Genomic DNA, 25,334 nt, shown 5'->3' on the forward strand with positions numbered 1-25,334 from the left:
GAAGATTATTTATTGCTTTTGTTATCAACCAGGACCGCCAGCAGAATGACCACTGCTTTGACAATCATCTGGAAATAGGAAGACACGCCCAACAAATTGAGGCCATTATTCAAAAAGCCCAGAATAAGCGCGCCAATCAAGGTGCCGATAATTCGGCCCTTGCCGCCTGAAAGACTGGTTCCGCCGAGCACGACAGCGGCAATGGCGTCCAGCTCGTAACCGGTACCGGCCGTCGGTTGTGCGGAGGACAAACGCGCGACCTCGATGATTCCCGCCAGCGCCGCCAGCAGGCCAGACAGGGAGTAGACGATGATTTTAACTTTATCGACGCTTATACCCGACAGGCGCGTTGCCGCCTCGTTGCCGCCCAGCGCATAGATGTATCGACCAAGACGGGTATGTTGCAGCATGTACCAGGCCGCCAGGAAGACGACCGCCATCAGCCAGATAGGCGTAGGAATGCCCAGAGGACGGCCAATGCCGAACCAGCCGAAGGTGTCGGCCACATCGTTGAAGCCGGTACTGATAGGGCTGCCGTTGGTGTACACCATCGTCACGCCGCGCAGCAGCAACATCATGACCAGTGTGGCGATAAAGGCCTGCACCTTGCCTTTGGCAACGATAGCGCCGGTAAGGGCGCCGACCGCGGCCCCCAATCCCAGCGAGGCGACAACGGCCAGCATGGCGCTGGATTCGAATCCGACCACAGAGGCGGCAACCGCCCCCGTCAATGCCAGCAATGACCCTACGGACAGATCGATACCCGAAGTGAGAATAACCAGCGTCATTCCGACGGCCATGATGGCGTTGACGGAGGTTTGCTGCAAAATATTGAACAGGTTGTTGACTGTGAAAAAGTTCGGGCTCATCGACGAAACCACGGCTATCAGCACCAGCAGTGCAATCAGTGACTTCTGTTCCAACAACCACGCTTTACTGATGCCGCGCTTCTTGGCCGGTAATGTCTGGGTACTCATAGCGGATACTCCTGCTTTACGCCGTATTGCTTGCCCACGCTCGCCGCCATCAAGGCTTCCTGCGTGGCTTGTTCGAGGGTGAATTCACCGCTCAACGCGCCTTCATGCATCACCAAAATGCGATCGCTCATGCCGATCACTTCGGGCATTTCCGAGGAAACGAGAATGATGCTCAGACCGTCGCGCTTGAACTGATTGATCAACTGATAGATCTCTTTTTTGGCCCCCACGTCGACGCCGCGCGTCGGTTCGTCGAGGATCAAGACTTTCGGGCGCGTCATCAGCCCGCGGGCAATCGCCACTTTTTGCTGGTTTCCGCCCGACAGCAGACCAATCGGCTGCATCATCGAAGGTGTCTTGATATTGAACAGACGAATGAAATCACCCACAGTCTGCTGTTCTTCCTTATGCTTTAATCCACCGCCCGTTCGGCTGAAATAGCGCAGCGCGGTCAGCGACATGTTCTCTTTCACCGACATGCCGAGCACCAGACCATCCCGCTTGCGGTCTTCGGAGATATAAACGATGCCGTTCGCCAGCCCGTCCTGCGGCGTGCGCGGCTGAATCTCCTGACCCTCCAGCGAAATAGTGCCCGCCGTTTTGCGACGCGCGCCGTAAAGAATTTTCATCAGTTCGGTGCGCCCCGCGCCCATCAATCCCGAAACGCCCAGGATTTCGCCGCCGTAAAGCTTGAAGCTGACATCGTTGACGTCCGGCCCCGACAGATTATTTACGTCGAGACGCAGGGGGCCGCGCGGCTGATTCAGACGGGGATACAACTCGTCGAGGCGACGTCCTACCATCATTTCGATAAGAGTATCTTCCTGAAGCTCGCTGACCGGGCGCTCGGCGATAAACTGGCCATCGCGCAACACGGTCACATCATCGCAAATCTCGAAGATCTCTTTCAGGCGATGTGAAATGTAAACCACACCGCAGCCCGAGGCTCTCAACTCGCGGATCACGCTAAACAACGAGGCGGTTTCTGTATCTGTCAGCGCATCGGTCGGTTCATCCATCACGATGACTTTGGACTCGAAACTCAGCACCTTGGCAATCTCGACCATCTGCTGATCGCCAATCGACAAGTCACCCACCAGCCGATGACTGCTATAACGCAGATTCAGCCGGGCCAGCAGCTTGTCGGCTTCGGCATACATCTTCTTCCACTGGATCCGCCCGAACCTGTTGACGAACTCGCGGCCAAGGAAAATGTTTTCGGCGATGGTCAATTCAGGGATCAGGTTAAGTTCCTGATGAATGATTCCGATCCCCGCTTCCTGCGAATCTTTTGGACCGTTGAAGCTGGCTTCCTTGCCGAGGAAATGCACCGAACCCGCATCTTTTTGATAGATGCCGGTCAGCACTTTCATCATGGTCGACTTGCCCGCGCCGTTTTCACCCACCAGCGCCATGACTTTTCCGGGATAGACGCTGAGCGCCGCGCCGGAAAGGGCTTTCACGCCGGGGAAGGCTTTATCGATTCCCGCGAGTTGCAGCAAAGGTTGCATAGAGGCCTCAGAAGGTCACGCCGGCACAGAGGATGATGTTGGCATAAGGCGAACACTCTCCGCTGCGAATGACGGCGCGCGTGGTTTGGGTCTGCTGTTTGAAAGCCTGATGGCTGACATATTCCAGCGTAATGGTATTTCCCTGTTGCTGTTCAAGCCGTTTTAACTGACCGATCAACGATTCGTGCAGGTCGGGATTGTGCTGCTTTATCTCTTCGGCGAGCACGGCATGTTCGACCTGCATCTCGTCGGTCACCACCGAAAACACCTGCAAGAATTCCGGCACACCGTGCGTGAGCGCAAGGTCGATACGCTGGGTGGTGGCGGGAATAGGTAAACCGGCATCGGCAATCACAATGCGGTCCGTGTGCCCGAGAGAGGCAACGACCTGCGAGATATCGGCATTTAACAATACGGCTTTCTTCATTATCGGCTCCAGCAGCGAAACGTTTCGCTTGCCGTCGATTCTAGGAATTTGCCAGATTCTGGCAATGAGCAAACGATGAAATTGTGATCACTGTCGAAACGTTTCGATGGCGCAGGTCAAGGAGGGCGTATTTCATGCAGAAGTCGTTCGGGAGAGAATGTGGGCAGAAACCGGAAACAAAAACGCCGCAGGAAAGTCTGCGGCGTTGTGAGGGAGCAACGGGTTAAATCTCTATCTGCGTGCCCAGTTCGATAACGCGATTGGGCGGGATCTCGAATTGGTCGGGCGCGCGCAAGGCGTTGCGGCTCAGAGCGATAAACAGCTTGCCACGGAAATAGAGATACCAGGGACGCTTGGTCAAAATCAACGATTCATGCGACATAAAGAATGAGGTTTCCATCATTCGGCACGACAGACCTTCCAGTCCACAACGGTGGAACACTTCTTCCACGTTCGGCGTTTCTTTAAAACCGTAACTCGCGACCACGCGCCAGAACGTCGGCGACATCTGCTCGATGGTCACGCGGCGGACATTATGCACGAACGGCGCATCTTCGGTACGCAGCGTCAGCAACACCACGCGCTCGTGCAACACCTTGTTGTGCTTGAGATTGTGCAATAACGCGAAGGGAATGACGTTAATAGCGCGCGACATGTAAACCGCCGTGCCCGGCACACGTACCGGCGGAGATTTCTCCAGCGAGGCAATCATCGCCTCAAGCGAATTGCCGTGCTCGTGCATGCGGCGCATAAGGCGGAAGCGCTCGCTCTTCCAGGTGGTCATCACCACAAACATCATGACGGCGAGCACCAGAGGCAACCAACCGCCTGAGAGAATTTTGGTGGCGTTGGCGGCAAACAGCGGCACGTCGATAAACAGCAGTATCGCGGCCAGAATCGCCACGATAAACCCCTTCCAGTGCCAGTTTTTATAGGCCACGGTGCAGGAAAGAAGAGTGGTCAGCACCATGGTGCCGGTCACGGCGATGCCGTACGCGGCGGCCAGATTGCTGGAGTGTTCAAAGCCGAGAATCACGATAACGACGGCGAAATAGAGCAGCCAGTTGATCACCGGAATATAAATCTGCCCGGCTTCCATTTCCGACGTGTGGATGATGCGCATCGGCGGCAGATATCCCAGACGCACCGCCTGACGGGTGAGAGAGAACACGCCCGAAATCACCGCCTGTGAGGCAATGATGGTCGCAAGCGTGGCCAGAATCAGCATCGGCAACAGCGCCCAGTCAGGCGCCAGCAGGAAGAACCGGGTTCTTGATGGCTTCGGGATTCTTGAGCAGCAACGCGCCCTGACCAAAGTAGTTCAGCACCAGCGAAGGCAGCACGACGCTAAACCATGCAAGTCGAATAGGCAGTTTGCCGAAGTGCCCCATATCCGCATACAGCGCTTCGACACCGGTAATCGACAGTACCACCGCGCCGAGCGCCAGGAAGGAGAAAGACTTGTGTTCGATAAAGAAGTTGACCGCCCACATAGGATTGACGGCGCGCAGCACTTCAGGATTATGCATGATGCTGTTGAGGCCAAGCACCGCCAGCACCAGGAACCACAGCAGCATGACGGGCGCAAAGAGTTTACCCACCAGCCCCGTACCGTGTTTCTGAATAAAGAACAGAAGGGTCAGCACGGCAATGGAAAGAGGAACAATGTAGCGTTCCAGATTGGGCGAGGCTATCTCAAGGCCCTCCATCGCGGAAAGCACGGACATCGCCGGGGTGATGACCACTTCGCCATAGAAGAAACTGCCGCCGATGAGCCCGAGGATCACCAGAATCGCCGTGGTACGCGCCGAGGTGTTTCTTCCGGCGAGCGACATGAGCGTCAGTATCCCGCCTTCACCGGCGTTGTCGGCACGCAAGACAAAGGAGAGGTATTTAGCCGAAACGACCACGATAAGCAGCCAGAAAATCAGGGAGAGAAAGCCGTATACAACACTGGGTTCAACACTAAACCCGTAATGGCCGGAAAAACATTCGCGCAAGGTATAGAGTGGGCTGGTACCGATGTCACCATAAACCACGCCAATGGCGGCCAGGGTTACTGCAGGAAGTGACCGTTTATGTTCTGTGCTCATAATGGGTTTCTTTTATGCTTTGTCATTTGGCTGACTTGAGTATTTGGCTAAAAATTTCTTCGCCCAAAATCCGTAAGCTATGTGGGTTGGCAGTTCCTTTAAACCCACGAAAAGGCGCACAGTATGCACGAATAAATCAGATTGCCTACCCTTTACTACAAAGACAAGTAAACAAATCATTCGGCCGTATCACATTTTCCGAAATGGAAAGATATTGCGAATCAACAAGCTATATCGCCGAAAAAAATCATGGTTTATTATCTGCTCGCAGTCCACTATTTCCTTAATAAAGACACTTATCGGGGCAGTTGAAAACACATTATGGCGCAATCACCACTTTTGGCAGAACGAATCACCCGACTGGCCAACGCATTGGAAAACGGTCTTTATGAACGGCAGGAAGCGATTCGCCTCTGTCTGCTGGCTGCGCTGTGCGGAGAAAGCGTATTTCTGCTTGGCCCGCCGGGCATCGCCAAAAGCCTTATCGCGCGCAGATTAAAATACGCGTTTCGCGATGCGCGTGCATTTGAATATTTAATGACCCGATTCTCGACACCCGAAGAAGTCTTTGGCCCGCTTTCCATTCAGGCGTTAAAGGATGAAGGCCGCTATCTGCGCCTCACGACTGGCTATCTGCCCGAAGCCGAAATCGTGTTTCTCGATGAAATCTGGAAGGCCGGACCGGCAATTCTGAATACCCTGCTCACCGCTATTAATGAAAGGCGTTTCAGAAACGGCGATACGGAAGAAGCCATTCCGATGCGCCTGCTGGTCAGCGCCTCCAATGAGTTGCCCGAAGCCGACGGCGGTCTCGAAGCACTTTATGACCGTATGCTCATCCGTCTGTGGATGGACCGCGTGCAGGACAAACAGAACTTCCAGTTCGCTTTTGTCGAGCCGTCATTCCGAAAACACACATCCCGTGGCCGAAAACCTGAGTATCAGCAACGAGGAGTATCAGCAGTGGCAGCCGGAAATTGAAAAGGTCCATCTACCCGATCACTGTTTCGAACTGGTTTTCCAGCTACGCCAGCGCCTGAGTGCGCTCGACAATGCGCCTTACGTTTCCGACCGCCGCTGGAAAAAGCCCTGCGCCTGCTTCAGGCCTGCGCCTTCTTTAGCGGACGCCCGTCGGTATCGCCGGTAGACCTGATTTTGCTCAAAGACTGCCTGTGGCATGACATGAGCTCTTATCATTTGTTACAAACGCAAATAGAGCAGAGCCTTACCGAGCAAGCCTACGAGCAGCAGACCTTAAGTTTAAAGATTCAGCAACTCAACCAGCAGTGGATCCAGTATCAGCAGCAGCAAAGCACACGCCAGGCGCTAAAACTCACAAAAAAATCAGGGATGTTCAGCCGAAAACCCCAGTATGATCTGCCAGCATCGCTCTCTTCCACCAGCCTGACCCTCTCGTTGCAGCAACCGCTGCACCTGCATGATATTCAGGTCACGCACGTGCTGGTGGAACGCGAGGCCATGACAGAATGGCTGAACAAAGGCGGACAACTCAAAGCCAAGCTCAACGGCATCGGCTTTGCGCAGGTTGTGGACGTCGAAGTCGACGACAAACTGCAACTGGTGATTTTCGACATCAGCCGTCAACCGAGTTATCTGACCTTGCCGGGCAACGAGCACATCACCGTACCCGACGAAATGAAAAATACGCTGCTGACCCTCGGCGAATCCCTGACTCGTCAGCGCCAGCTGTTCAATCAGCATCATCCCTGCCTGTTTGTTCCCGAGGCGTGGACGGCAAAAATCGAAGCCAGCCTGATTCGAGTCAGTGAACAACTCACCCAGCAACAGCAACTGTTTGGCAAAAACTGATGTTTAGCCTCGAAACGCTGGATGTCATGCTCGCCATCAAGGAAGCCGAACTGATCGACGAGCTGATCGTCACGCTGCTGGCAACGCCCCAGCTTCAGGTTTTCTTCGAGAAATACCCGAGATTGAGGCGTGCGCTGACCAAGGATCTTCCAGAATGGCGTTTCAGGCTGAAACAGCGGATCCACGACACGCCGGTGCCTCCCGAGCTGGCGAAAGAGTTTTACCTTTATCAACACTGCCAGCAGAGCACGCAGGGCATTTTCCATGCAGAACTGGAAGAGACGGTCGAGAAGCTCGAGCAGTTTACCTCGCCCTTTCTCACGGAGGCGCGAGCACTGCAAAACAATGCCTCGAGCACGGCCAGCGCCAGTTTCCACGGGCTGTTCATGCAGCGCTGGCGACTGAACATCACCTTTCAGACGGTCACGCTGCATCATCAACTGCTGGAACAGGAACAGGAACAACTGCAAAACGAGTTGGAGCAACGGCTCGAGATGAGCGGGGAACTCTCTCCCTTACTGGTAGAAAACGATGCGGCGGCGGGGCGACTGTGGGATATGAGCAAGGGTAGGCGTCAGCGCGGCGATTATCAGTCCCTGATTCGCTATGGCACGTTCCTGCAACAGCAACCCGAGCTGCAGCAGCTGGCCGAACAGCTCGGCCGCAGCCAGACGGCCAAGGCCAATCCGCACGAAGAAACCACGATGGAAGCGCACCGTCTCATGGTGCGGGAACCAGCCACGGTGCCCGAAGAGGTCAGCGGCATTCACCACAGCGACGATATTCTGCGTCTGCTGCCGCCCGAGCTTGCCACCCTCGGCATTCCCGAACTGGAGATAGACTTCTATCGCCGAATGCTTGAGAAACGGCTGATGACCTATCAGCTACAGGGCGATGTCTGGCGAGAAAAAGTGGTGATGCGCCCGGTGGTGTATCAGCAGCAGGAACCTCAGCCGCGCGGGCCATTCGTCGTCTGTGTCGACACCTCCGGATCGATGGGCGGTTTCAACGAACCAGTGCGCCAAGGCGTTCTGTCTGGCGCTGTTGCGCATTGCGCTGGCGGACAACCGGCGTTGCTATATCATGCTGTTCGCCAGTGAAGTGATTCACTACGAACTGACGTCGAGCAGCGGACTGGAACAGGCCATGCGCTTTCTCGGGCAGCATTTCAGAGGCGGCACCGATCTTTCGGCCTGCCTCACCGCCACGCTGGACAAGCTCGCCACGCCCGAATGGCAGGACGCCGATGCGGTCATAATCTCCGACTTCATTGCCCAGCGTCTTCCCGACGAAGTGCAGAAGCGGGTCAGGCAGCAGCAGAACCAGCATCATCACCGTTTTCACGCACTGGCCATGTCGCACTATGGCAAACCGGCAATAATGCGTATCTTTGACCACATCTGGCGCTTTGATACTGGAATGAAAAGCCGTGTACAACGACGATGGAAACGTCCCTAATCGAGAATAAAACGATGTCCGACCACTACCAGATAGACGACCTTGATCGCGGAATACTCAACGCATTGATGGACAATGCCCGCGTAGCCTATGCCGAACTGGCCAAATCCTTTAACGTCAGTCCCGGCACCATTCACGTGCGGGTCGAGAAAATGAAGCAGGCCGGAATAATCACCGGCACCCGCGTCAACGTCGACCCAAAGCGCCTGGGCTACGACGTATGCTGCTTTATCGGCATCATTCTCAAGAGCGCCAAAGACTATCCTTCCGCGCTGAAACGCCTTGAAAGCCTCGAAGAAGTGGTTGAAGCCTATTACACCACCGGGCATTACAGCATCTTCATCAAGGTGATGTGCCGCTCCATCGATGCGCTGCAACAGGTACTTATCAACAAGATCCAGACTATCGACGAGATTCAGTCAACCGAAACCTTAATCTCCTTGCAAAACCCGATCATGCGTACGATCCAGCCCTGAGCAATAAATTTTAATACCTTATTATCCACAGGTAGATCCCAGCTGATTCACAGCGTACAATAGCCATTCTTTTTTCGGGTAAGAGCATTATGTCTGACATCACCCTGATCAGTGGCAGTACGCTTGGCAGCGCTGAATATGTTGCCGAACATGTAGAAGAGAAGCTGAAAGAAGCCGATTTCTCCACCCAGCTGTTCCACGGTCCTGAACTATATGAACTGCCGACCGACGGTATTTGGCTGGTGGTCTGCTCGACACACGGTGCAGGAGAGCTTCCTGACAACCTTCAACCTCTGCTTGAACAGATTGAAGAGCAGCAACCGGATCTCTCCAATGTCCGCTTTGGCGCGATCGGTCTGGGCAGCAGCGAATATGACACTTTCTGTGGTGCCATCCGCGTTCTGGATCAAAAACTGACGGATCTGGGTGCAAAAAGGATAGGTGATCGCCTCGAGATCGACGTGACCCAGCACGAAATTCCTGAAGATCCGGCCGAGGTTTGGGCACTGAACTGGATTAATTTGCTCAGATAAGTGTAAATATTATGCGATCAGATGTGGATAACTAGGCTTTAAAGCGGTGTAAAACCGGTAGTTATCCCTCTAACAACCCTTGCCCGATTGTGGTGCTGTGCATAACTCGCCATTTAGATCCCAGCCTATACAGCGCAGGATCACCGATCATTCACAGCATTCGATCCTCTCTAGCATATTGATCTAAATAGACAATAATGACTTATACACAGAGGATCGCGATCCTAATAAGAGTTAGTAGTAAGAGATCTTTAAATAAAAAGATCTTCTTTTAATTAGTGACGATCCCCTGGGGCTTGTGGAAGCTCCAAACTCGCGTAGAATCCGTTTTCCCAACGCAATACGATCGTTCGTTGAACTTCGAGGTGCAGTACCATGTTTTATCCGGATCAATTTGACGTCATCATCATCGGTGGCGGCCATGCAGGCACAGAAGCGGCCATGGCTTCAGCCAGAATGGGACGTCAAACTCTGTTATTGACCCATAATATCGACACGCTGGGACAGATGTCGTGCAACCCTGCCATTGGCGGGATCGGGAAGGGACATCTGGTTAAAGAAGTGGACGCACTCGGTGGTTTGATGGCAACGGCGATCGACCATGCGGGTATCCAGTTTAGGATACTAAACGCGTCTAAAGGCCCTGCCGTTCGTGCGACTCGTGCGCAGGCAGACCGTGTGCTTTACCGCCAGGCCGTACGCACTGCGCTGGAAAACCAGCCTAATCTGATGATTTTCCAGCAGCCTGTCGAAGACCTGATCGTCGAAAACGATCGTGTGGTCGGCGCTGTCACCCAGATGGGCCTAAAATTCCGTGCCAAAGCGGTAGTTTTGACCGTAGGAACCTTCCTCGACGGGAAGATCCACATCGGGCTGGAAAACTACAGCGGTGGCCGTGCCGGGGATCCCCTGCCATTTCACTTTCGCAACGTCTGCGCGAGTTACCGCTGCGCGTTAATCGCCTGAAAACCGGCACGCCGCCTCGTATCGACGCGCGTACCATCGATTTCAGCGTCCTTGGCCAGCAGCACGGCGACGAGGTCGCTCCGGTATTCTCGTTCATGGGCAATGCGGCGCAGCATCCGCGCCAAATCCCGTGTTACATCACGCATACCAACGAAAAAACCCATGACGTGATCCGCAGCAATCTGGATCGCAGCCCGATGTACGCCGGGATCATCGAAGGGATCGGTCCTCGCTACTGCCCTTCGATCGAAGACAAGGTCATGCGTTTTGCGGATCGTAACGCGCACCAGATCTTCCTTGAACCGGAAGGCCTGACCAGCAACGAAGTTTATCCAAACGGTATCTCGACCAGCCTGCCGTTCGACGTGCAGATGCAAATCGTGCGTTCGATGCAGGGCATGGAAAACGCCGTGATCGTGCGTCCTGGCTACGCCATCGAGTATGACTTCTTCGATCCTCGTGACCTGAAGCCTACGCTCGAAAGCAAATTTATCGACGGTCTGTTCTTTGCCGGACAGATCAACGGCACGACCGGTTACGAAGAAGCGGCCGCACAAGGTCTGCTTGCCGGCCTCAACGCCGCCCGTAGCGCCACGGAACAGGAAGGCTGGGCGCCACGTCGCGATCAGGCCTATCTTGGCGTTCTGGTCGACGACCTGTGCACATTGGGCACCAAAGAGCCGTACCGCATGTTTACGTCGCGTGCCGAATACCGTCTGATGCTGCGCGAAGACAACGCCGACCTGCGTCTGACCGAAAAAGGCCGCGAGCTGGGTCTGGTTGACGATGCACGCTGGGCGCGTTTCAGCGAGAAGCTTGAAATGATCGAGCAGGAACGTCAGCGTCTGCGCGGTATTTGGGTTAACCCACACCACGCACAGGTTGCCGAAATCAACGATAAACTCTCTGCGCCGCTGTCGAAAGAAGCCAGCGCCGAAGAGCTGCTGCGTCGTCCTGAAATGACCTACGAACTGCTGACCACCATGAACGCCTTCGCACCGGCAGTCGCCGATCCGCAGGCCGCCGAGCAGGTCGAGATTCAGGTCAAGTACGAAGGCTATATCGCGCGTCAGCAGGAAGAAATTGAAAAACAGCAGCGCAACGAAAATACGCTGCTGCCGGAAACGCTGGATTACAAGCAGGTCAACGGCCTGTCCAACGAAGTGATCGCCAAGCTCAACGATCACCGTCCAACGTCTATCGGACAAGCTACCCGTATCTCGGGGATCACCCCGGCGGCTATCTCGATACTTTTAGTCTGGCTGAAAAAACAGGGTCTGCTGCGCCGCAGCGCCTGACGTTAACGAGTATTCAGCCACACCGTCTCCCGCGTTTGTCAGCGCGGGAGACGGGTTCAGTTTGCCTCAAGGACTTACCATGCAAAAGAAATTGGACTCGCTGCTTGCTGCGGCAGGAATAGCGCTACCCGATCAACAAAAACAGCAGCTGATTGGCTACGTCGAGTTACTGCACAAGTGGAATAAAACCTATAATCTCACCTCGGTGCGTGACCCGATGGAGATGCTGGTGCGCCACATTCTCGACAGCATCGTGGTGAACCCGCATCTCGAGGGCAACCGTTTTATCGATGTCGGGACCGGCCCCGGCCTGCCAGGCATTCCGCTGGCGATTGTCCGCCCCGATGCTCATTTCACTCTGCTGGACAGCCTGGGCAAGCGCGTACGCTTCCTGCGTCAGGTACAGCATGAGCTCGGACTGAAAAACGTCGAGCCGGTGCAGAGCAGGGTAGAGGAGTTTATCCCCGAACCGGCTTTCGACGGCGTTATCAGCCGCGCGTTCGCGTCATTGCAGGACATGCTCTCCTGGTGTCATCATTTGCCGGTGAAAGGGCAGGGCCGTTTCTACGCCTTGAAAGGCCTTCGTCCCGATGACGAACTGGCTTCGCTGCCGGAAGGTATTGCGTTGCAGGAAGTCGTCAAGCTCCGCGTACCCGAGTTGGAAGGCGAAAGGCATCTGGTGATTTTGCGCGCCTGCTAAGTTTGTCTTGCGTCAATAAAACGTCAGAAAACAAGATGTTTAATTTAGGTAAAAATAAGCAAGCTAACTAGTTTGGCTATTTATTCGCTTTTTACCTGGATTTTACGGTTGAGCAGCAGCCGATTGACCTTTTGGCTTTAATCCAATGCGAAATAATCACTTTTGAAATTGAATTGCATTTAAGCGCTCAATATTTTAATTGTGATCAAATTGTTGTTATTTGTTGTTTGTTTGTGAAAAGAGCGGCAGGTAATTCAGTAGCGCCATTAATATTATTGCTTGAAGTCGTAAGTTGTTGTTTTTAATGGCTTGAAAATATAAGCCAAAAATGTGGATGAGTAAGGGCAGGCGAATAAATTAGCGGCTAAATACGAATTTTGTGATCCGGCGCACGCATATTTGTCGGGTTAAGGAATAAGTCGACAGCTGATTTGTCGTTATTTAGGGCTGTAGTTTGCTTATGAAAATAGCTCTAAAAAGGTCAATTTAAATAATTGTTCACCTTTTCGCTACTTATCCATTGAATTCGTTTGAGTGGCCCGTATAATTTGCACGTTTTTTGCTGCTTGACTCCTTTGGGGTAAGGCAGTGTTATACGGCATTCAGCATACCTCCAGTTAGGTACGAGAGAATAAACGTCATGTCTGTGTCTTACTCCTTATACGATAAGAACGGCGGGAAAGTAGCGAGAAAGCTGTTAATACTGCAGCTATTGACGTTTGTCCTTCTCAGTGCAGCATTGGGTTTCAAGAGTTCCTGGTGGTCCGTCTCTGCGCTTCTGGGGGGAATGGCTGCCTGGCTACCGAATGCACTGTTTATGCTGTATGCGTGGCGCCAACAGGCGCAAACAACGGTCTCTGGACGAGTTGCCTGGTCATTTGTCATCGGAGAGGCGCTGAAAGTTGTGGCTACCATAACTTTGCTGGTTATCGCGCTGGGCCTTTTCAAGGCTGCTTTTGCTCCGCTGGGTATGGCCTATTTATCTGTGCTAATCACGCAGATTGTAGCTCCGACCGTAATCAATCGGTCGTAACCGTAGATAACCGTACTTAACTACTAAAGGGTAAGAGGCATCATGTCTGCATCAGGAGAAATCTCTACTCCACAAGAGTATATCGGTCACCATCTGACACAGCTTCAGGTTGGGACGGGATTCTGGTCGATTAACATCGATTCGATGTTTTTCTCCGTGGTCCTCGGGGTACTCTTTTTGGTTATTTTCCATCGCGTCGCCAAAAACGTCACCAGTGGTGTTCCAGGTAAACTGCAAACGGCTGTAGAGCTGGTTGTCGGTTTCGTCGACAGTAATGTGCGAGACATGTATCACGGCAAAAGCAAAGTGATCGCGCCTCTGGCACTGACTGTGTTCGTCTGGGTGTTTTTGATGAACCTGATGGATTTGCTGCCAATCGACTTGCTCCCTTACGTGGGTGAGCATGTTCTCGGTCTGCCAGCTCTGCGAGTTGTGCCAACCGCCGACGTGAACGTTACGTTGTCGATGGCTCTTGGCGTATTCATTTTGATTCTTTTCTATAGCATTAAGATGAAAGGTGTTGGTGGTTTCGTTAAGGAACTAACAATGCAACCCTTCAATCATCCGGTTTTCATTCCGATTAACCTGATTCTTGAGGGCGTCAGCCTGCTGTCCAAACCAGTTTCACTGGGTCTGCGACTGTTTGGCAATATGTATGCGGGTGAGTTGATCTTCATCCTTATTGCTGGCCTGCTACCGTGGTGGTCACAGTGGGTTCTAAGTGTGCCTTGGGCCATTTTCCACATCCTGATCATTACACTGCAAGCCTTTATCTTCATGGTTCTGACGATTGTCTATCTGTCGATGGCATCTGAAAAACACTGATTTTTCTTTTAACAATACTGCGTTTTAACTGAAACAAACTGGAGACTGTCATGGAAAACCTGAGTATGGATCTGCTGTACATGGCTGCCGCTGTGATGATGGGCCTGGCGGCAATCGGTGCTGCGATCGGTATCGGCATCCTGGGTGGTAAATTCTTGGAAGGCGCTGCGCGTCAGCCTGACCTGATTCCTCTGCTGCGTACACAGTTCTTTATCGTTATGGGTCTGGTCGACGCCATCCCGATGATCGCTGTTGGTCTGGGTCTGTACGTGATGTTTGCTGTCGCCTAACACAGAGCTCGCTCTGAGTTAATCGATAGACATCAACTAATTTCACTTTGAAAGAGGCATTGTGCTGTGAATCTTAACGCAACAATCCTCGGCCAGGCTATCGCGTTCGTCCTGTTTGTCTGGTTCTGCATGAAGTATGTATGGCCGCCAATTATGGCTGCCATCGAAAAACGTCAAAAAGAAATTGCTGACGGTTTATCTTCCGCAGAACAAGCCAAAAAAGAGCTGGATTTAGCGCAAGCCGATGCGACCGACCAACTGATTAAAGCCAAAGCGGAAGCTCAGGTGATTATCGAGCAAGCTAACAAGCGTAGAGCTCAGATCATCGATGAAGCTAAAACTGAAGCCGAGCAGGAACGTAACAAGATCGTGACGCAAGCGCAGGCAGAGATCGACGCTGAACGTCAACGTGCTCGTGAAGAGTTACGTAAACAAGTCGGTATTTTGGCCATTGCTGGCGCCGAGAAAATCATCGAACGTTCCGTGGATGAAGCTGCTAACAGCGACATCGTTGATAAACTGGTCGCTGAACTGTAAGGAGGGAGGGGCTGATGTCACAATTTACTACGGTAGCTCGCCCCTACGCCAAAGCAGCTTTTGACTTTGCCGTTGAGCATCAAAGCTTGGACCGCTGGCAGTCAATGCTCGCGTTCACGGCTCAAGTCACACGCGATAAACAGATTTCGGAATTGCTGACAGGTGCCATGGGCCCTGAAGCGCTTTCTAAAACTTTTATCGCGGTATGTGGTGAACAACTCGACGAAGCGGGTCAGAACCTGATCAAGGTTATGGCTGATAACAAACGTTTACGCGTTCTTCCTGAAGTGCTGGAACAGTTCCTCGAACTGCGTGCGGCACTGGAGGCGACCGTTGAAGTAGAAGTTATTTCTGCCAACGTTCTGTCTGAAGAACAGCAGGCGAAAATCGCTGCTGCGATGGAAAAACGTTTGTCTCGCAAAGTTAAGCTGAATTGCAAAATTGACAAGTCTGTTCTTGCCGGGATCGTAATCCGTGCAGGTGATATGGTGATTGATGGCAGCGTTCGCAGTCGTCTAGAACGCCTGGCAGACGTCTTGCAGTCTTAAGGGGACTGGAGCATGCAACTGAATTCCACCGAAATCAGCGAACTGATCAAGCAGCGCATTGCTCAGTTTAATGTAGTGAGCGAAGCTCACAATGAAGGTACTATCGTTTCCGTCTCTGACGGAATCATCCGCGTGAACGGCCTGGCCGAAGTCATGCAAGGCGAAATGATTGCGCTGCCGGGTAACCGCTACGCTATCGCCCTGAACCTGGAGCGCGACTCTGTAGGTGCCGTAGTTATGGGCCCTTACGCCGACCTCGCCGAAGGTATGAAAGTAAAATGTACGGGTCGTATCCTTGAAGTTCCAGTTGGCCGCGGCCTGCTGGGCCGTGTGGTTAACACACTGGGTGCCCCTATTGATGGTAAAGGTCCGGTTGATAACGACGGTTTCTCTCCTGTAGAAGCTATCGCACCGGGCGTTATCGATCGTCAATCCGTTGACGAACCTGTTCAGACTGGCTACAAGTCAGTCGATGCCATGATCCCAATCGGTCGTGGTCAGCGTGAACTGGTAATCGGTGACCGTCAAACCGGTAAAACCGCTCTGGCCATTGATGCCATCATCAACCAGCGCGATTCCGGTATCAAATGTATTTACGTCGCTATCGGTCAGAAAGCTTCCACCGTTTCCAACGTGGTTCGCAAACTGGAAGAGCACGGCGCACTGGCCAACACCATCGTTGTTGTTGCAACCGCATCTGAATCAGCTGCGCTGCAATACCTGGCACCATACTCTGGTTGCGCGATGGGTGAATACTTCCGTGACCGCGGTGAAGATGCCCTGATCGTATACGATGACCTGTCTAAACAGGCCGTTGCCTACCGTCAGATCTCCCTGCTGTTGCGTCGTCCGCCAGGTCGTGAAGCTTACCCGGGTGACGTGTTCTACCTCCACTCCCGTTTGCTGGAGCGTGCATCTCGCGTGAGCGCTGATTACGTTGAAGCATTCACCAAAGGTGAAGTGAAAGGTAAAACCGGTTCCCTGACTGCACTGCCGATTATCGAGACGCAAGCTGGTGACGTTTCCGCGGTTCGTTCCGACCAACGTAATTTCGATTACCGATGGTCAGATCTTCCTGGAATCAAGCCTGTTCAACTCCGGTATTCGTCCTGCGGTTAACCCGGGTATCTCCGTATCCCGTGTTGGTGGTGCTGCTCAGACCAAGATCATGAAAAAACTGTCCGGTGGTATTCGTACCGCACTGGCACAGTATCGTGAACTGGCTGCGTTCTCACAGTTTGCATCCGACCTGGATGAAGCAACCCGTAAACAGCTGAATCACGGCCAGAAAGTGACCGAGCTGCTGAAACAGAAACAGTACGCGCCAATGTCTATCGTTGCGCAGTCTCTGATTCTGTTTGCTGCAGAGCGTGGCTTCCTGGAAGACGTTGAGTTGTCTAAAGTGGGTAGCTTCGAAGCTGCGCTGTTGGCTTATGCCGACCGCGAGCACGGCGAGCTGATGCAACAAATCAACCAAACTGGCGCGTACGACAAGGAAATCGAGGGTAAATTCAAAACCATCCTCGAGACCTTTAAAGCAACCCAGTCCTGGTAATACTGACTTCCCTCACCGTTAACCCGGTGGGGAAGTGGTAATGAGGAGAAGCAGAGATGGCCGGCGGAAAAGAGATACGTAGTAAGATCGGTAGCGTGCAAAACACGCAAAAGATCACTAAAGCGATGGAAATGGTCGCCGCCTCCAAAATGCGTAAAACGCAGGAACGCATGGCGGCCAGCCGTCCTTATGCAGATACCATTCGCAAAGTGATTGGTCACCTTGCGCAGGGTAATCTGGAATACAAGCACCCATACCTGGACGAGCGTAAAGTTAAGCGCGTCGGGTATTTGGTCGTGTCTACCGATCGCGGTCTCTGTGGCGGTTTGAACACCAACCTGTTCAAAAAACTGCTATTGGAGATGAAAGGTCTGAGCGAGCAGGGCGTCGAGATTGACTTGGCTCTGATCGGCTCTAAAGCGGCATCTTTCTTCGGTTCCGTGGGTGGCAACGTCGTTGCCCAGGTTACTGGCATGGGGGACAACCCTTCCCTGTCAGAACTGATCGGTCCCGTGGCAGTCATGCTGCAAGCCTACGATGAAGGTCGTTTAGACAAGCTGTGCATTGTTAGCAACAAATTCGTCAATACCATGTCTCAGGAACCAAGAATCGTTCAGCTGCTGCCTCTTCCGCCTGCGGAAGAAGATACCGGCACCCTGGCGAAGAAGTCCTGGGATTACCTGTATGAGCCAGACCCGAAAGCGCTGCTGGATACCCTCCTGCGTCGCTATGTAGAGTCTCAGGTTTATCAGGGCGTCGTAGAAAACCTGGCCAGCGAACAGGCCGCGCGAATGGTAGCGATGAAAGCCGCCACCGATAACGGCGGCAGCCTGATCAAAGAGCTGCAGTTGGTATACAACAAAGCTCGTCAGGCCAGCATCACTCAGGAACTCACCGAGATCGTCGGGGAGCCTCCGCGGTTTAAGCTAGGTTTACGAATTACGTAGAGGATTCAAGATGGCTACTGGAAAGATTATCCAGGTAATCGGCGCCGTGGTGGACGTCGAGTTCCCTCAGGATGCAGTACCGAACGTGTACACTGCTCTTGAGGTAGAAAACGGTACCTCCAAGCTGGTGCTGGAAGTTCAGCAACAGATCGGCGGCGGCGTTGTTCGTTGTATCGCAATGGGTACCTCAGACGGCCTGCGTCGCGGTCTGAAAGTGAACAACCTGCAACACCCAATCGAAGTACCGGTAGGTACTGCGACTCTGGGTCGCATCATGAACGTATTGGGTGAACCAATCGACATGAAAGGTGAAATCGGCGAAGAAGAACCGTCGTGGTATTCACCGTGCAGCTCCTTCTTACGAAGAGCTGGCAAACTCCCAGGAACTGCTGGAAACCGGTATCAAGGTAATGGACCTGATGTGTCCGTTCGCCAAGGGCGGTAAAGTCGGCCTGTTCGGCGGTGCTGGTGTTGGTAAGACTGTAAACATGATGGAGCTTATCCGTAACATCGCGGCCGAGCACTCCGGTTTCTCCGTGTTTGCAGGTGTGGGTGAGCGTACTCGTGAGGGTAACGACTTCTACCACGAGATGACTGACTCCAACGTTATCGACAAAGTTGCACTGGTTTACGGTCAGATGAACGAGCCACCGGGTAACCGTCTGCGCGTTGCACTGACAGGCCTGACCATGGCGGAAAAATTCCGTGATGAAGGTCGTGACGTGCTGCTGTTCATCGATAACATCTACCGTTACACCCTGGCCGGTACCGAAGTGTCCGCACTTCTGGGCCGTATGCCTTCTGCGGTAGGTTATCAGCCAACGCTGGCGGAAGAGATGGGCGCTCTGCAAGAACGTATCACCTCGACCAAAAGTGGTTCAATCACATCTGTACAGGCCGTTTACGTTCCTGCGGATGACTTGACTGACCCATCTCCGGCAACCACCTTCGCCCACTTGGACGCGACTGTGGTACTGAGCCGTCAGATCGCCTCTCTGGGTATCTACCCAGCGGTCGATCCACTGGACTCCACCAGCCGTCAGCTTGATCCGCTGGTTGTTGGTCAAGAGCACTATGACGTGGCGCGTGGCGTGCAGTCTGTTCTGCAGCGTTACAAGGAACTGAAAGATATTATCGCAATCCTGGGTATGGACGAGCTGGCTGAAGAAGACAAGCTTGTTGTATCTCGTGCGCGTAAAATCGAACGTTTCCTGTCTCAGCCATTCTTCGTTGCTGAAGTCTTTACCGGCGCTCCAGGCAAATTCGTACCGCTGAAAGATACCATTCGTGGTTTCAAAGGCATTATCGAAGGCGACTACGACCACCTGCCAGAACAAGCGTTCTACATGGTTGGCCCTATCGAAGAAGCCGTGGAAAAAGCCAAAAAACTGTAATGTTCTCCCTTCGGGGTAATTTACGTTGCAGTATTGAGAGAGGAAGGTGACATGGCTGAAAAAGCTTACCATCTGGATGTAGTCAGCGCGGAAAAGAGAATGTTCTCCGGCCTGGTGCAGAAAATCCAGGTGACGGGTAGCGAAGGTGAACTGGGTATTTTCCCTGGTCACGCCCCGCTGCTCACCGCCATCAAGCCTGGCATGGTGCGTATTGTCAAAGAACACGGCGAAGAAGAGTATATTTATCTCTCCGGAGGCATCCTTGAGGTGCAACCGAACGCAACGACCGTGCTGGCTGACACTGCAATCCGTGGAGAAGACCTCGACGAAGCGCGCGCGCTTGAAGCTAAGCGTAAAGCGGAAGACCACATCAACGGGTCTCACGGCGACGTCGACTATGCTCAGGCGTCGGCAGAACTGGCTCAGGCGATTGCGAAACTTCGCGTAATCGAACTGACCAGAAGAGCGGGTTACTAATCGGCAATAGCCGTATTGGTTATCAAAGCACTGCCAATTGGAAAGCGACCTTCGGGTCGCTTTTTTTGCTTTAAAAAAGCGGTATTTTCAGCAAGTTCTTCATTCAATTCAGCGCATTTCAATGAAATACTGTCTGCTATTGAAGACAGTTTTTCCGTGTTTCCTTTCACGTTGTTTATAAACCGCTCAACCCTTGCCGCATGCGGCCTGTGGGTAGTTTTCAATGAAAAATATGTAGTAATCCGACCGGCTAACGGGTTACTTTTGTCACTCAAACTGGATTTGTCAGGTTGCCTATGTCCAACAGCGCATTAAGTGTCGTGATCCTTGCCGCAGGCAAGGGAACGCGTATGTATTCGAACCTTCCCAAGGTGCTGCATCCCCTTGCCGGAAAACCGATGGTTCAGCACGTTATCGATGCGGCCACCCGACTCGGTGCCAATAATGTCCATCTGGTTTACGGCCACGGTGCAGACCTGCTCAGGCAGAATCTGGCGGGTAGCGAGTTAAGCTGGGTATTGCAGGCCGAACAACTCGGCACCGGCCACGCCATGCAGCAGGCCGCGCCGCAGTTCGCCGACGACGAAAATGTCCTGATGCTTTACGGCGACGTGCCCCTGATTTCCGTAGAAACCCTGCAAAAGCTGCTGGCTGCCAAGCCTGAAGGCGGCATCGGTCTGCTGACCGTCAAACTTGATAATCCTACCGGCTATGGCCGTATCGTTCGTGAGAACGACAAGGTGGTCGGCATCATCGAGCAGAAAGACGCCTCTCCCGAACAGCTTCTCATCAACGAGATAAACACCGGCATTCTGGTGGCGAACCGGTGCCTCCCTCAAGCGCTGGTTAGGCAAACTCTCGAATAACAATGTGCAGGGCGAATATTACATCACCGATATCATTGCGATGGCGCATGCCGAAGGTCATGAGATTGCGACCGTACACCCTGCTCGCCTGAGCGAAGTCGAGGGCGTGAACAACCGCCTGCAACTCTCTCGCCTCGAGCGCGTTTATCAGCAGGAACAGGCCGAAAGCCTGTTGCTGGCGGGCGTCATGCTGATGGACCCTGCGCGTTTTGATCTGCGCGGCGAGCTGTCGCACGGTATCGATGTCAATATCGACGTCAATGTCGTTATCGAAGGCAAGGTCAAGCTGGGCAACCGCGTCACCATTGGTGCAGGTTGTGTGCTGAAAGACTGTGTGATCGGCGATGACTGCGTCATCAGTCCCTACAGCGTATTCGACGGCGCAAATCTTCAGGCGGAATGCACCGTCGGCCCGTTTGCCCGTCTGCGTCCCGGTGCGGAGCTGGGTCAGGGCGCCCACGTCGGTAACTTCGTCGAGCTGAAAAAAGCGCGTCTCGGCGTAGGGTCGAAAGCGGGTCACCTCAGCTATCTCGGGGATGCGGTCATTGGCGATAACGTCAATATCGGCGCAGGCACCATTACCTGTAACTACGACGGCGTGAACAAGTCGCAGACGGTCATTGGCGACAACGTCTTTGTCGGCTCCGATACGCAACTGATTGCGCCGGTCACCGTCGGCAACGACGTGACTATCGCCGCAGGCACCACCATTACGCGTGATGTGGCCGCAGGCGGCCTCGTGATAAGTCGTGTTACTCAGGTGCACAAACCTGACTGGCAACGACCGCTGAAACGAACCTCGTAAACGATGTTCAACAGGAGCAGGACAGAGGTGAACGCATCTGTCCTGCCCTGTTAATTATGATGACCGATTGTGTTTTGCCTTGCCCATTTCAGAGCGATGGACAGCGCAAAACATAATAATCCCCGTCTCTACAAGGCTCGGGGAACCCGCACGGCGTGCTTGCGCGACCGCCGCGGCTATCAATCAGGTTGTGGCATCAAAAAGATCTGCAAACAGATCTTCTATAGGAATAAAACCGATGTGTGGAATTGTTGGCGCAGTAGCGCAACGCGATATTGCTGAAATCCTGCTGGAAGGCTTACGCCGTCTGGAATACCGCGGTTATGACTCTGCCGGTCTGGCAGTGGTCGATAACGAAGGTCATATGGGCCGTTTACGCCGTCTTGGCAAAGTGCAGATGCTGGCAGATGCGCTGGACGAGCACCCGCTTCACGGTGGCACCGGTATTGCCCATACCCGCTGGGCAACGCACGGCGAACCGTCCGAGGCGAATGCACACCCGCACGTTTCCGATTACATCGCCGTTGTTCATAACGGCATTATCGAAAACTTCGAGCCGCTGCGCGTGCAGCTTATCGAACGCGGTTATCGTTTTACGTCCCAGACCGATACCGAAGTCATCGCGCACCTCGTGCATTGGGAGCTGTCTCAAGGCGGCACGTTGCTCGAAGCGGTTCTGCGTGTGATCCCTCAGCTGCGTGGCGCCTACGGCACCGTGGTGATGGATAAACGTGACCCTTCCGTGCTGGTGGCCGCCCGCTCCGGCAGCCCGCTGGTGATTGGTCGTGGCGTGGGTGAAAACTTCATCGCCTCCGATCAGCTGGCGCTGCTGCCTGTCACTCGTCGTTTCATGTTCCTTGAAGAAGGCGATGTCGCAGAAGTTAAACGCCGCGAAGTTACCGTGTTTGATAAACACGGTAACAAGGTAGAGCGTGCAGAAATCGAATCCAAAGTGCAGTACGACGCCGGCGATAAAGGCGCGTATCGTCACTACATGCAAAAAGAGATCTACGAGCAGCCACAGGCGATTAAAAATACGCTGGAAGGGCGTTTCGAGCATGGCAGAATCAATCTGAGCGAGCTGGGTGCCGATGCCGACGCGCTGCTGGCGAAAGTCCAGCATGTGCAGATCATTGCCTGCGGCACCTCCTATCACTCCGGTATGGTGGCGCGTTACTGGTTCGAAGCGCTGGCCGGTGTGCCGTGCGACGTAGAAATCGCCTCCGAATTCCGCTATCGCAAATCGGCCGTGCGTCCGGGCAGCCTTATCATTACGCTGTCCCAGTCTGGTGAAACGGCCGATACGCTGGCGGCGCTGCGCCTGTCCAAAGAGCTGGGGTATCTTGGCTCGCTTGCGGTGTGCAACGTCGCGGGTTCATCGCTGGTTCGCGAATCTGACCTGGCGCTGATGACCAAGGCCGGTACCGAAATCGGTGTCGCCTCGACCAAGGCGTTTACCACTCAGCTGACCGTTCTGCTGATGCTGGTGGCACGCGTGGGCCGTCTGAAAGGCATGAGCGAACAGGTTGAACACGACATCGTTCACGGGCTGCAAGCGCTGCCTGCGCGCATCGAGCAGATGCTGTCGCTGGATAAAACCATCGAAGCGCTGGCAGAAGGTTTCTCCGACAAACATCACGCGCTGTTCCTGGGTCGTGGCGATCAATATCCAATCGCAATGGAAGGCGCGCTGAAGCTGAAAGAGATTTCCTACATTCACGCAGAAGCCTACGCCGCCGGTGAGTTGAAGCACGGCCCGCTGGCCCTGATTGATGCCGATATGCCGGTCATCGTTGTTGCACCAAACAACGAACTGCTGGAAAAGCTGAAATCCAATATCGAAGAAGTGCGCGCACGCGGCGGTCAGCTGTATGTCTTCGCCGATCAGGATGCCGGTTTCACCGACAGCGACGGCATGAAAATCATCCAGTTGCCGCACGTCGAAGAAATTGTGGCCCCTATTTTCTACACAGTGCCGCTCCAGTTGCTGTCTTATCACGTCGCGCTTATCAAAGGCACCGACGTCGATCAGCCACGCAATCTGGCGAAATCTGTTACCGTAGAATAACGCCGCATCCCGTTTGAGTGGCTAAGCCACTGAATTAAAAAGCCCGTCTATGCGAATCCCGCATGACGGGCTTTTTTGTTGCCGAAATGAACAAGGGATCTTTTGGCATCCTTCAATCTGCTGCATTTATCGTGGTATGAATTTTCCCGCCCCAAATGACTCATTTTTTTATTTATCTGTGTTAAAACAATGCATAACGCGCAGCTTTGTTTACTGGATAAAAGGATTCACCATGTTTAGTCATGTTGTTGTTGGTTCTGACGATCTGCATACTGCAAAGACGTTCTACGATGCACTTTTTGGTGTGATCGGCACTGACGAGCAAGGAATAGATGCTCTGGAGCGCCCGTATTACACCAAAAACAATCAGCGTTTCATTATTACCCGCCCGATTGACGGCAATCCTGCGACCCCGGCCAACGGCGGAACAATCGGTTTCTTGCTGGCAACTGTCGAAGACGTGCATCTATGGCACGACAAAGGTGTCGAAAATGGAGGAACGTCCGTCGAGACTCCGCCACATACCCGCGAAACCGACGGAAAATGTGTGGCCTATCTTCGCGATCCCTCCGGTAACAAGCTTTGCGCCTTCTGTCCGACGCGCTAAAGACTGACGTCCGCGCACTTTCATGAGGGCGCGCGCGATATTATGGGTTATGAAGCACCTTCCCCGGCGCTTTTTTATTTCGCAGGCTTTCAGACGTTATCCCGCACACGTCAGGCGACAATCGCGCTTCGCAAGCCAACGCCGGTAAGGTATAGTCCGCACTTTACGGAGGAACCATGCTGACCAATCAATCAATACGTCTCAACAAATACATTAGCGAGAGCGGCATCTGCTCTCGTCGCGATGCCGATCGTTATGTCGAACAGGGCAACGTTTTTATTAACGGCAAGCGTGCCGCCGTTGGCGATCAGGTATTTCCCGGAGACGTAGTGAAAGTTAACGGTCAGCTCATCGAACCTCGCGATGAAGAAGATTTGGTGCTGATTGCGCTGAACAAGCCGGTTGGCATCATTACCACGATGGAAGAAGGCGAGCGGGATAACATCAGTGATTTCGTGAATCACAGCAAGCGCGTATTCCCGATTGGTCGACTGGATAAAGATTCGCAGGGACTGATTTTCCTGACCAATCACGGCGATCTGGTTAACAAAATCCTCCGTGCCGGCAACAATCACGAAAAAGAGTACGTGGTGACCGTGAACAAGCCGGTGACCGACGAATTTATTCAGGGCATGAGCGCTGGCGTCCCGATGCTAGGCACGGTAACCAAAAAGTGCAAGGTCAAGAAAGAAGCGCCTTTTGTGTTCCGCATTACGTTGGTACAGGGACTTAACCGCCAGATCCGCCGCATGTGCAAACACTTTGGCTTTGAAGTCACCAAGCTTGAGCGTACACGCATCATGAACGTCAATCTGAAGGGGCTTCCGCTCGGCGAATGGCGTGATCTGACCGACGATGAACTGATCGAGTTATTCAAGCTGATTGAAAACTCTTCTTCCGAAGATAAACCGGCGAAGAAGGCGCAGGCCAAACCTGCCGCCGCGAAAAAACCGGCGATCAAAAAGCCGAAAGTTGCCGAAAAACCAGAAGGCAACGCCGCGTCGCGCAAGCGTTTTGCCCAGCCGGGTCGCAAAAAGAAAGGCCGTTAAGCCCTTCTTGTTTCGACGCCGAAAAAGTCCGGAGTGCGTATACAGAACGCCTGCCGGACTTTTT

Annotated in this window: 16 protein-coding genes and 8 pseudogenes; 19 read left to right on the top strand and 5 right to left on the bottom strand. The window is 53.4% G+C overall.

The genetic code is table 11. The features are described from left to right. Positions 1-5: 5 nt before the first annotated feature. The 4 genes and pseudogenes from rbsC to kup all read right to left on the bottom strand — a co-directional run bounded on the left by rbsC (position 6) and on the right by kup (position 5,008). Complete coding sequence (gene rbsC / locus O1V66_RS17160; protein ID WP_045048908.1) at positions 6-977, bottom strand: ribose ABC transporter permease; 972 nt, start codon at positions 975-977, stop codon at positions 6-8. Next, entirely contained in the window at positions 974-2,488 is a 1,515-nt protein-coding gene (gene rbsA, locus O1V66_RS17165) for a ribose ABC transporter ATP-binding protein RbsA (protein WP_045048907.1), read from the bottom strand. Before rbsA ends, rbsC begins: the two co-directional genes overlap by 4 nt. Positions 2,489-2,495: 7 nt before the next feature. Beyond that, positions 2,496-2,915: a D-ribose pyranase gene (gene rbsD, locus O1V66_RS17170; protein WP_045048906.1), complete on the bottom strand. Its 420-nt coding sequence runs from the start codon at positions 2,913-2,915 to the stop codon at positions 2,496-2,498. A 223-nt stretch (positions 2,916-3,138) separates the two neighbouring features. After that, positions 3,139-5,008 (bottom strand): annotated as a pseudogene (gene kup / locus O1V66_RS17175) (low affinity potassium transporter Kup). Positions 5,009-5,329: 321 nt separating this feature from the next. Here kup and ravA point away from each other — a divergent pair. The 15 genes and pseudogenes from ravA to O1V66_RS17250 all read left to right on the top strand — a co-directional run bounded on the left by ravA (position 5,330) and on the right by O1V66_RS17250 (position 19,875). Further along, positions 5,330-6,838 (top strand): annotated as a pseudogene (gene ravA, locus O1V66_RS17180) (ATPase RavA). Further along, positions 6,838-8,296: pseudogene (gene viaA / locus O1V66_RS17185) on the top strand (ATPase RavA stimulator ViaA). Before ravA ends, viaA begins: the two co-directional pseudogenes overlap by 1 nt. A gap of 14 nt (positions 8,297-8,310) precedes the next feature. Further along, positions 8,311-8,772: a transcriptional regulator AsnC gene (gene asnC, locus O1V66_RS17190; RefSeq protein ID WP_045048902.1), complete on the top strand. Its 462-nt coding sequence runs from the start codon at positions 8,311-8,313 to the stop codon at positions 8,770-8,772. An 89-nt stretch (positions 8,773-8,861) separates the two neighbouring features. Next, a complete protein-coding gene (mioC, locus tag O1V66_RS17195; RefSeq protein ID WP_045048901.1) occupies positions 8,862-9,305 on the top strand; it encodes an FMN-binding protein MioC in 444 nt (147 codons plus the stop codon). Between the two features lie 375 nt (positions 9,306-9,680). Continuing rightward, positions 9,681-11,569 (top strand): annotated as a pseudogene (gene mnmG, locus O1V66_RS17200) (tRNA uridine-5-carboxymethylaminomethyl(34) synthesis enzyme MnmG). Between the two features lie 79 nt (positions 11,570-11,648). Further along, positions 11,649-12,269 (top strand): 16S rRNA (guanine(527)-N(7))-methyltransferase RsmG, encoded by a 621-nt coding sequence (gene rsmG, locus O1V66_RS17205; protein WP_045048899.1) that lies wholly within the window; start codon positions 11,649-11,651, stop codon positions 12,267-12,269. 640 nt (positions 12,270-12,909) lie between these two features. Beyond that, positions 12,910-13,302, top strand: coding sequence for a F0F1 ATP synthase subunit I (gene atpI / locus O1V66_RS17210; protein WP_082051044.1), 393 nt, complete (start codon positions 12,910-12,912; stop codon positions 13,300-13,302). Between the two features lie 42 nt (positions 13,303-13,344). Beyond that, positions 13,345-14,127: a F0F1 ATP synthase subunit A gene (atpB, locus tag O1V66_RS17215; RefSeq protein WP_045048898.1), complete on the top strand. Its 783-nt coding sequence runs from the start codon at positions 13,345-13,347 to the stop codon at positions 14,125-14,127. A gap of 50 nt (positions 14,128-14,177) precedes the next feature. After that, complete coding sequence (atpE, locus tag O1V66_RS17220; RefSeq protein ID WP_004093904.1) at positions 14,178-14,417, top strand: F0F1 ATP synthase subunit C; 240 nt, start codon at positions 14,178-14,180, stop codon at positions 14,415-14,417. Between the two features lie 66 nt (positions 14,418-14,483). Then, positions 14,484-14,954: a F0F1 ATP synthase subunit B gene (gene atpF, locus O1V66_RS17225; protein ID WP_045048897.1), complete on the top strand. Its 471-nt coding sequence runs from the start codon at positions 14,484-14,486 to the stop codon at positions 14,952-14,954. 14 nt (positions 14,955-14,968) lie between these two features. After that, positions 14,969-15,502, top strand: coding sequence for a F0F1 ATP synthase subunit delta (atpH, locus tag O1V66_RS17230; RefSeq protein WP_045048896.1), 534 nt, complete (start codon positions 14,969-14,971; stop codon positions 15,500-15,502). Between the two features lie 12 nt (positions 15,503-15,514). Continuing rightward, positions 15,515-17,057: pseudogene (atpA, locus tag O1V66_RS17235) on the top strand (F0F1 ATP synthase subunit alpha). Between the two features lie 56 nt (positions 17,058-17,113). Beyond that, a pseudogene (atpG, locus tag O1V66_RS17240) lies at positions 17,114-17,982 on the top strand (F0F1 ATP synthase subunit gamma). A gap of 32 nt (positions 17,983-18,014) precedes the next feature. After that, positions 18,015-19,398: pseudogene (gene atpD, locus O1V66_RS17245) on the top strand (F0F1 ATP synthase subunit beta). Between the two features lie 51 nt (positions 19,399-19,449). Next, positions 19,450-19,875 carry a F0F1 ATP synthase subunit epsilon gene (locus tag O1V66_RS17250; protein WP_045048892.1) on the top strand — a complete coding sequence of 142 codons (426 nt, stop codon included), beginning with the start codon at positions 19,450-19,452 and terminating at the stop codon, positions 19,873-19,875. Here the strand turns inward: O1V66_RS17250 and O1V66_RS17255 are convergent. After that, complete coding sequence (locus tag O1V66_RS17255; RefSeq protein ID WP_269127920.1) at positions 19,872-20,150, bottom strand: hypothetical protein; 279 nt, start codon at positions 20,148-20,150, stop codon at positions 19,872-19,874. The genes O1V66_RS17250 and O1V66_RS17255 overlap by 4 nt on opposite strands. Before the next feature lie 21 nt (positions 20,151-20,171). Between O1V66_RS17255 and glmU the strand changes: the two are divergent. The 4 genes and pseudogenes from glmU (at position 20,172) to rluF (ending at position 25,270) form a co-directional block, all read left to right on the top strand. Further along, a pseudogene (glmU, locus tag O1V66_RS17260) lies at positions 20,172-21,546 on the top strand (bifunctional UDP-N-acetylglucosamine diphosphorylase/glucosamine-1-phosphate N-acetyltransferase GlmU). Positions 21,547-21,784: 238 nt separating this feature from the next. After that, the gene (gene glmS / locus O1V66_RS17265) at positions 21,785-23,614 is read left to right on the top strand and encodes a glutamine--fructose-6-phosphate transaminase (isomerizing) (protein WP_045048890.1); all 1,830 of its coding nucleotides are present in this window, start codon (positions 21,785-21,787) and stop codon (positions 23,612-23,614) included. A 232-nt stretch (positions 23,615-23,846) separates the two neighbouring features. Then, on the top strand, positions 23,847-24,221 hold the full coding sequence (locus O1V66_RS17270; RefSeq protein WP_045048889.1) for a VOC family protein: 375 nt from the start codon (positions 23,847-23,849) through the stop codon (positions 24,219-24,221). Positions 24,222-24,397: 176 nt separating this feature from the next. Next, on the top strand, positions 24,398-25,270 hold the full coding sequence (gene rluF / locus O1V66_RS17275; protein ID WP_045048888.1) for a 23S rRNA pseudouridine(2604) synthase RluF: 873 nt from the start codon (positions 24,398-24,400) through the stop codon (positions 25,268-25,270). The last annotated feature ends 64 nt before the right edge of the window (positions 25,271-25,334 follow it).

The organism is Rouxiella chamberiensis (genome assembly GCF_026967475.1).
GTDB classification, from domain to species: domain Bacteria; phylum Pseudomonadota; class Gammaproteobacteria; order Enterobacterales; family Enterobacteriaceae; genus Rouxiella; species Rouxiella chamberiensis.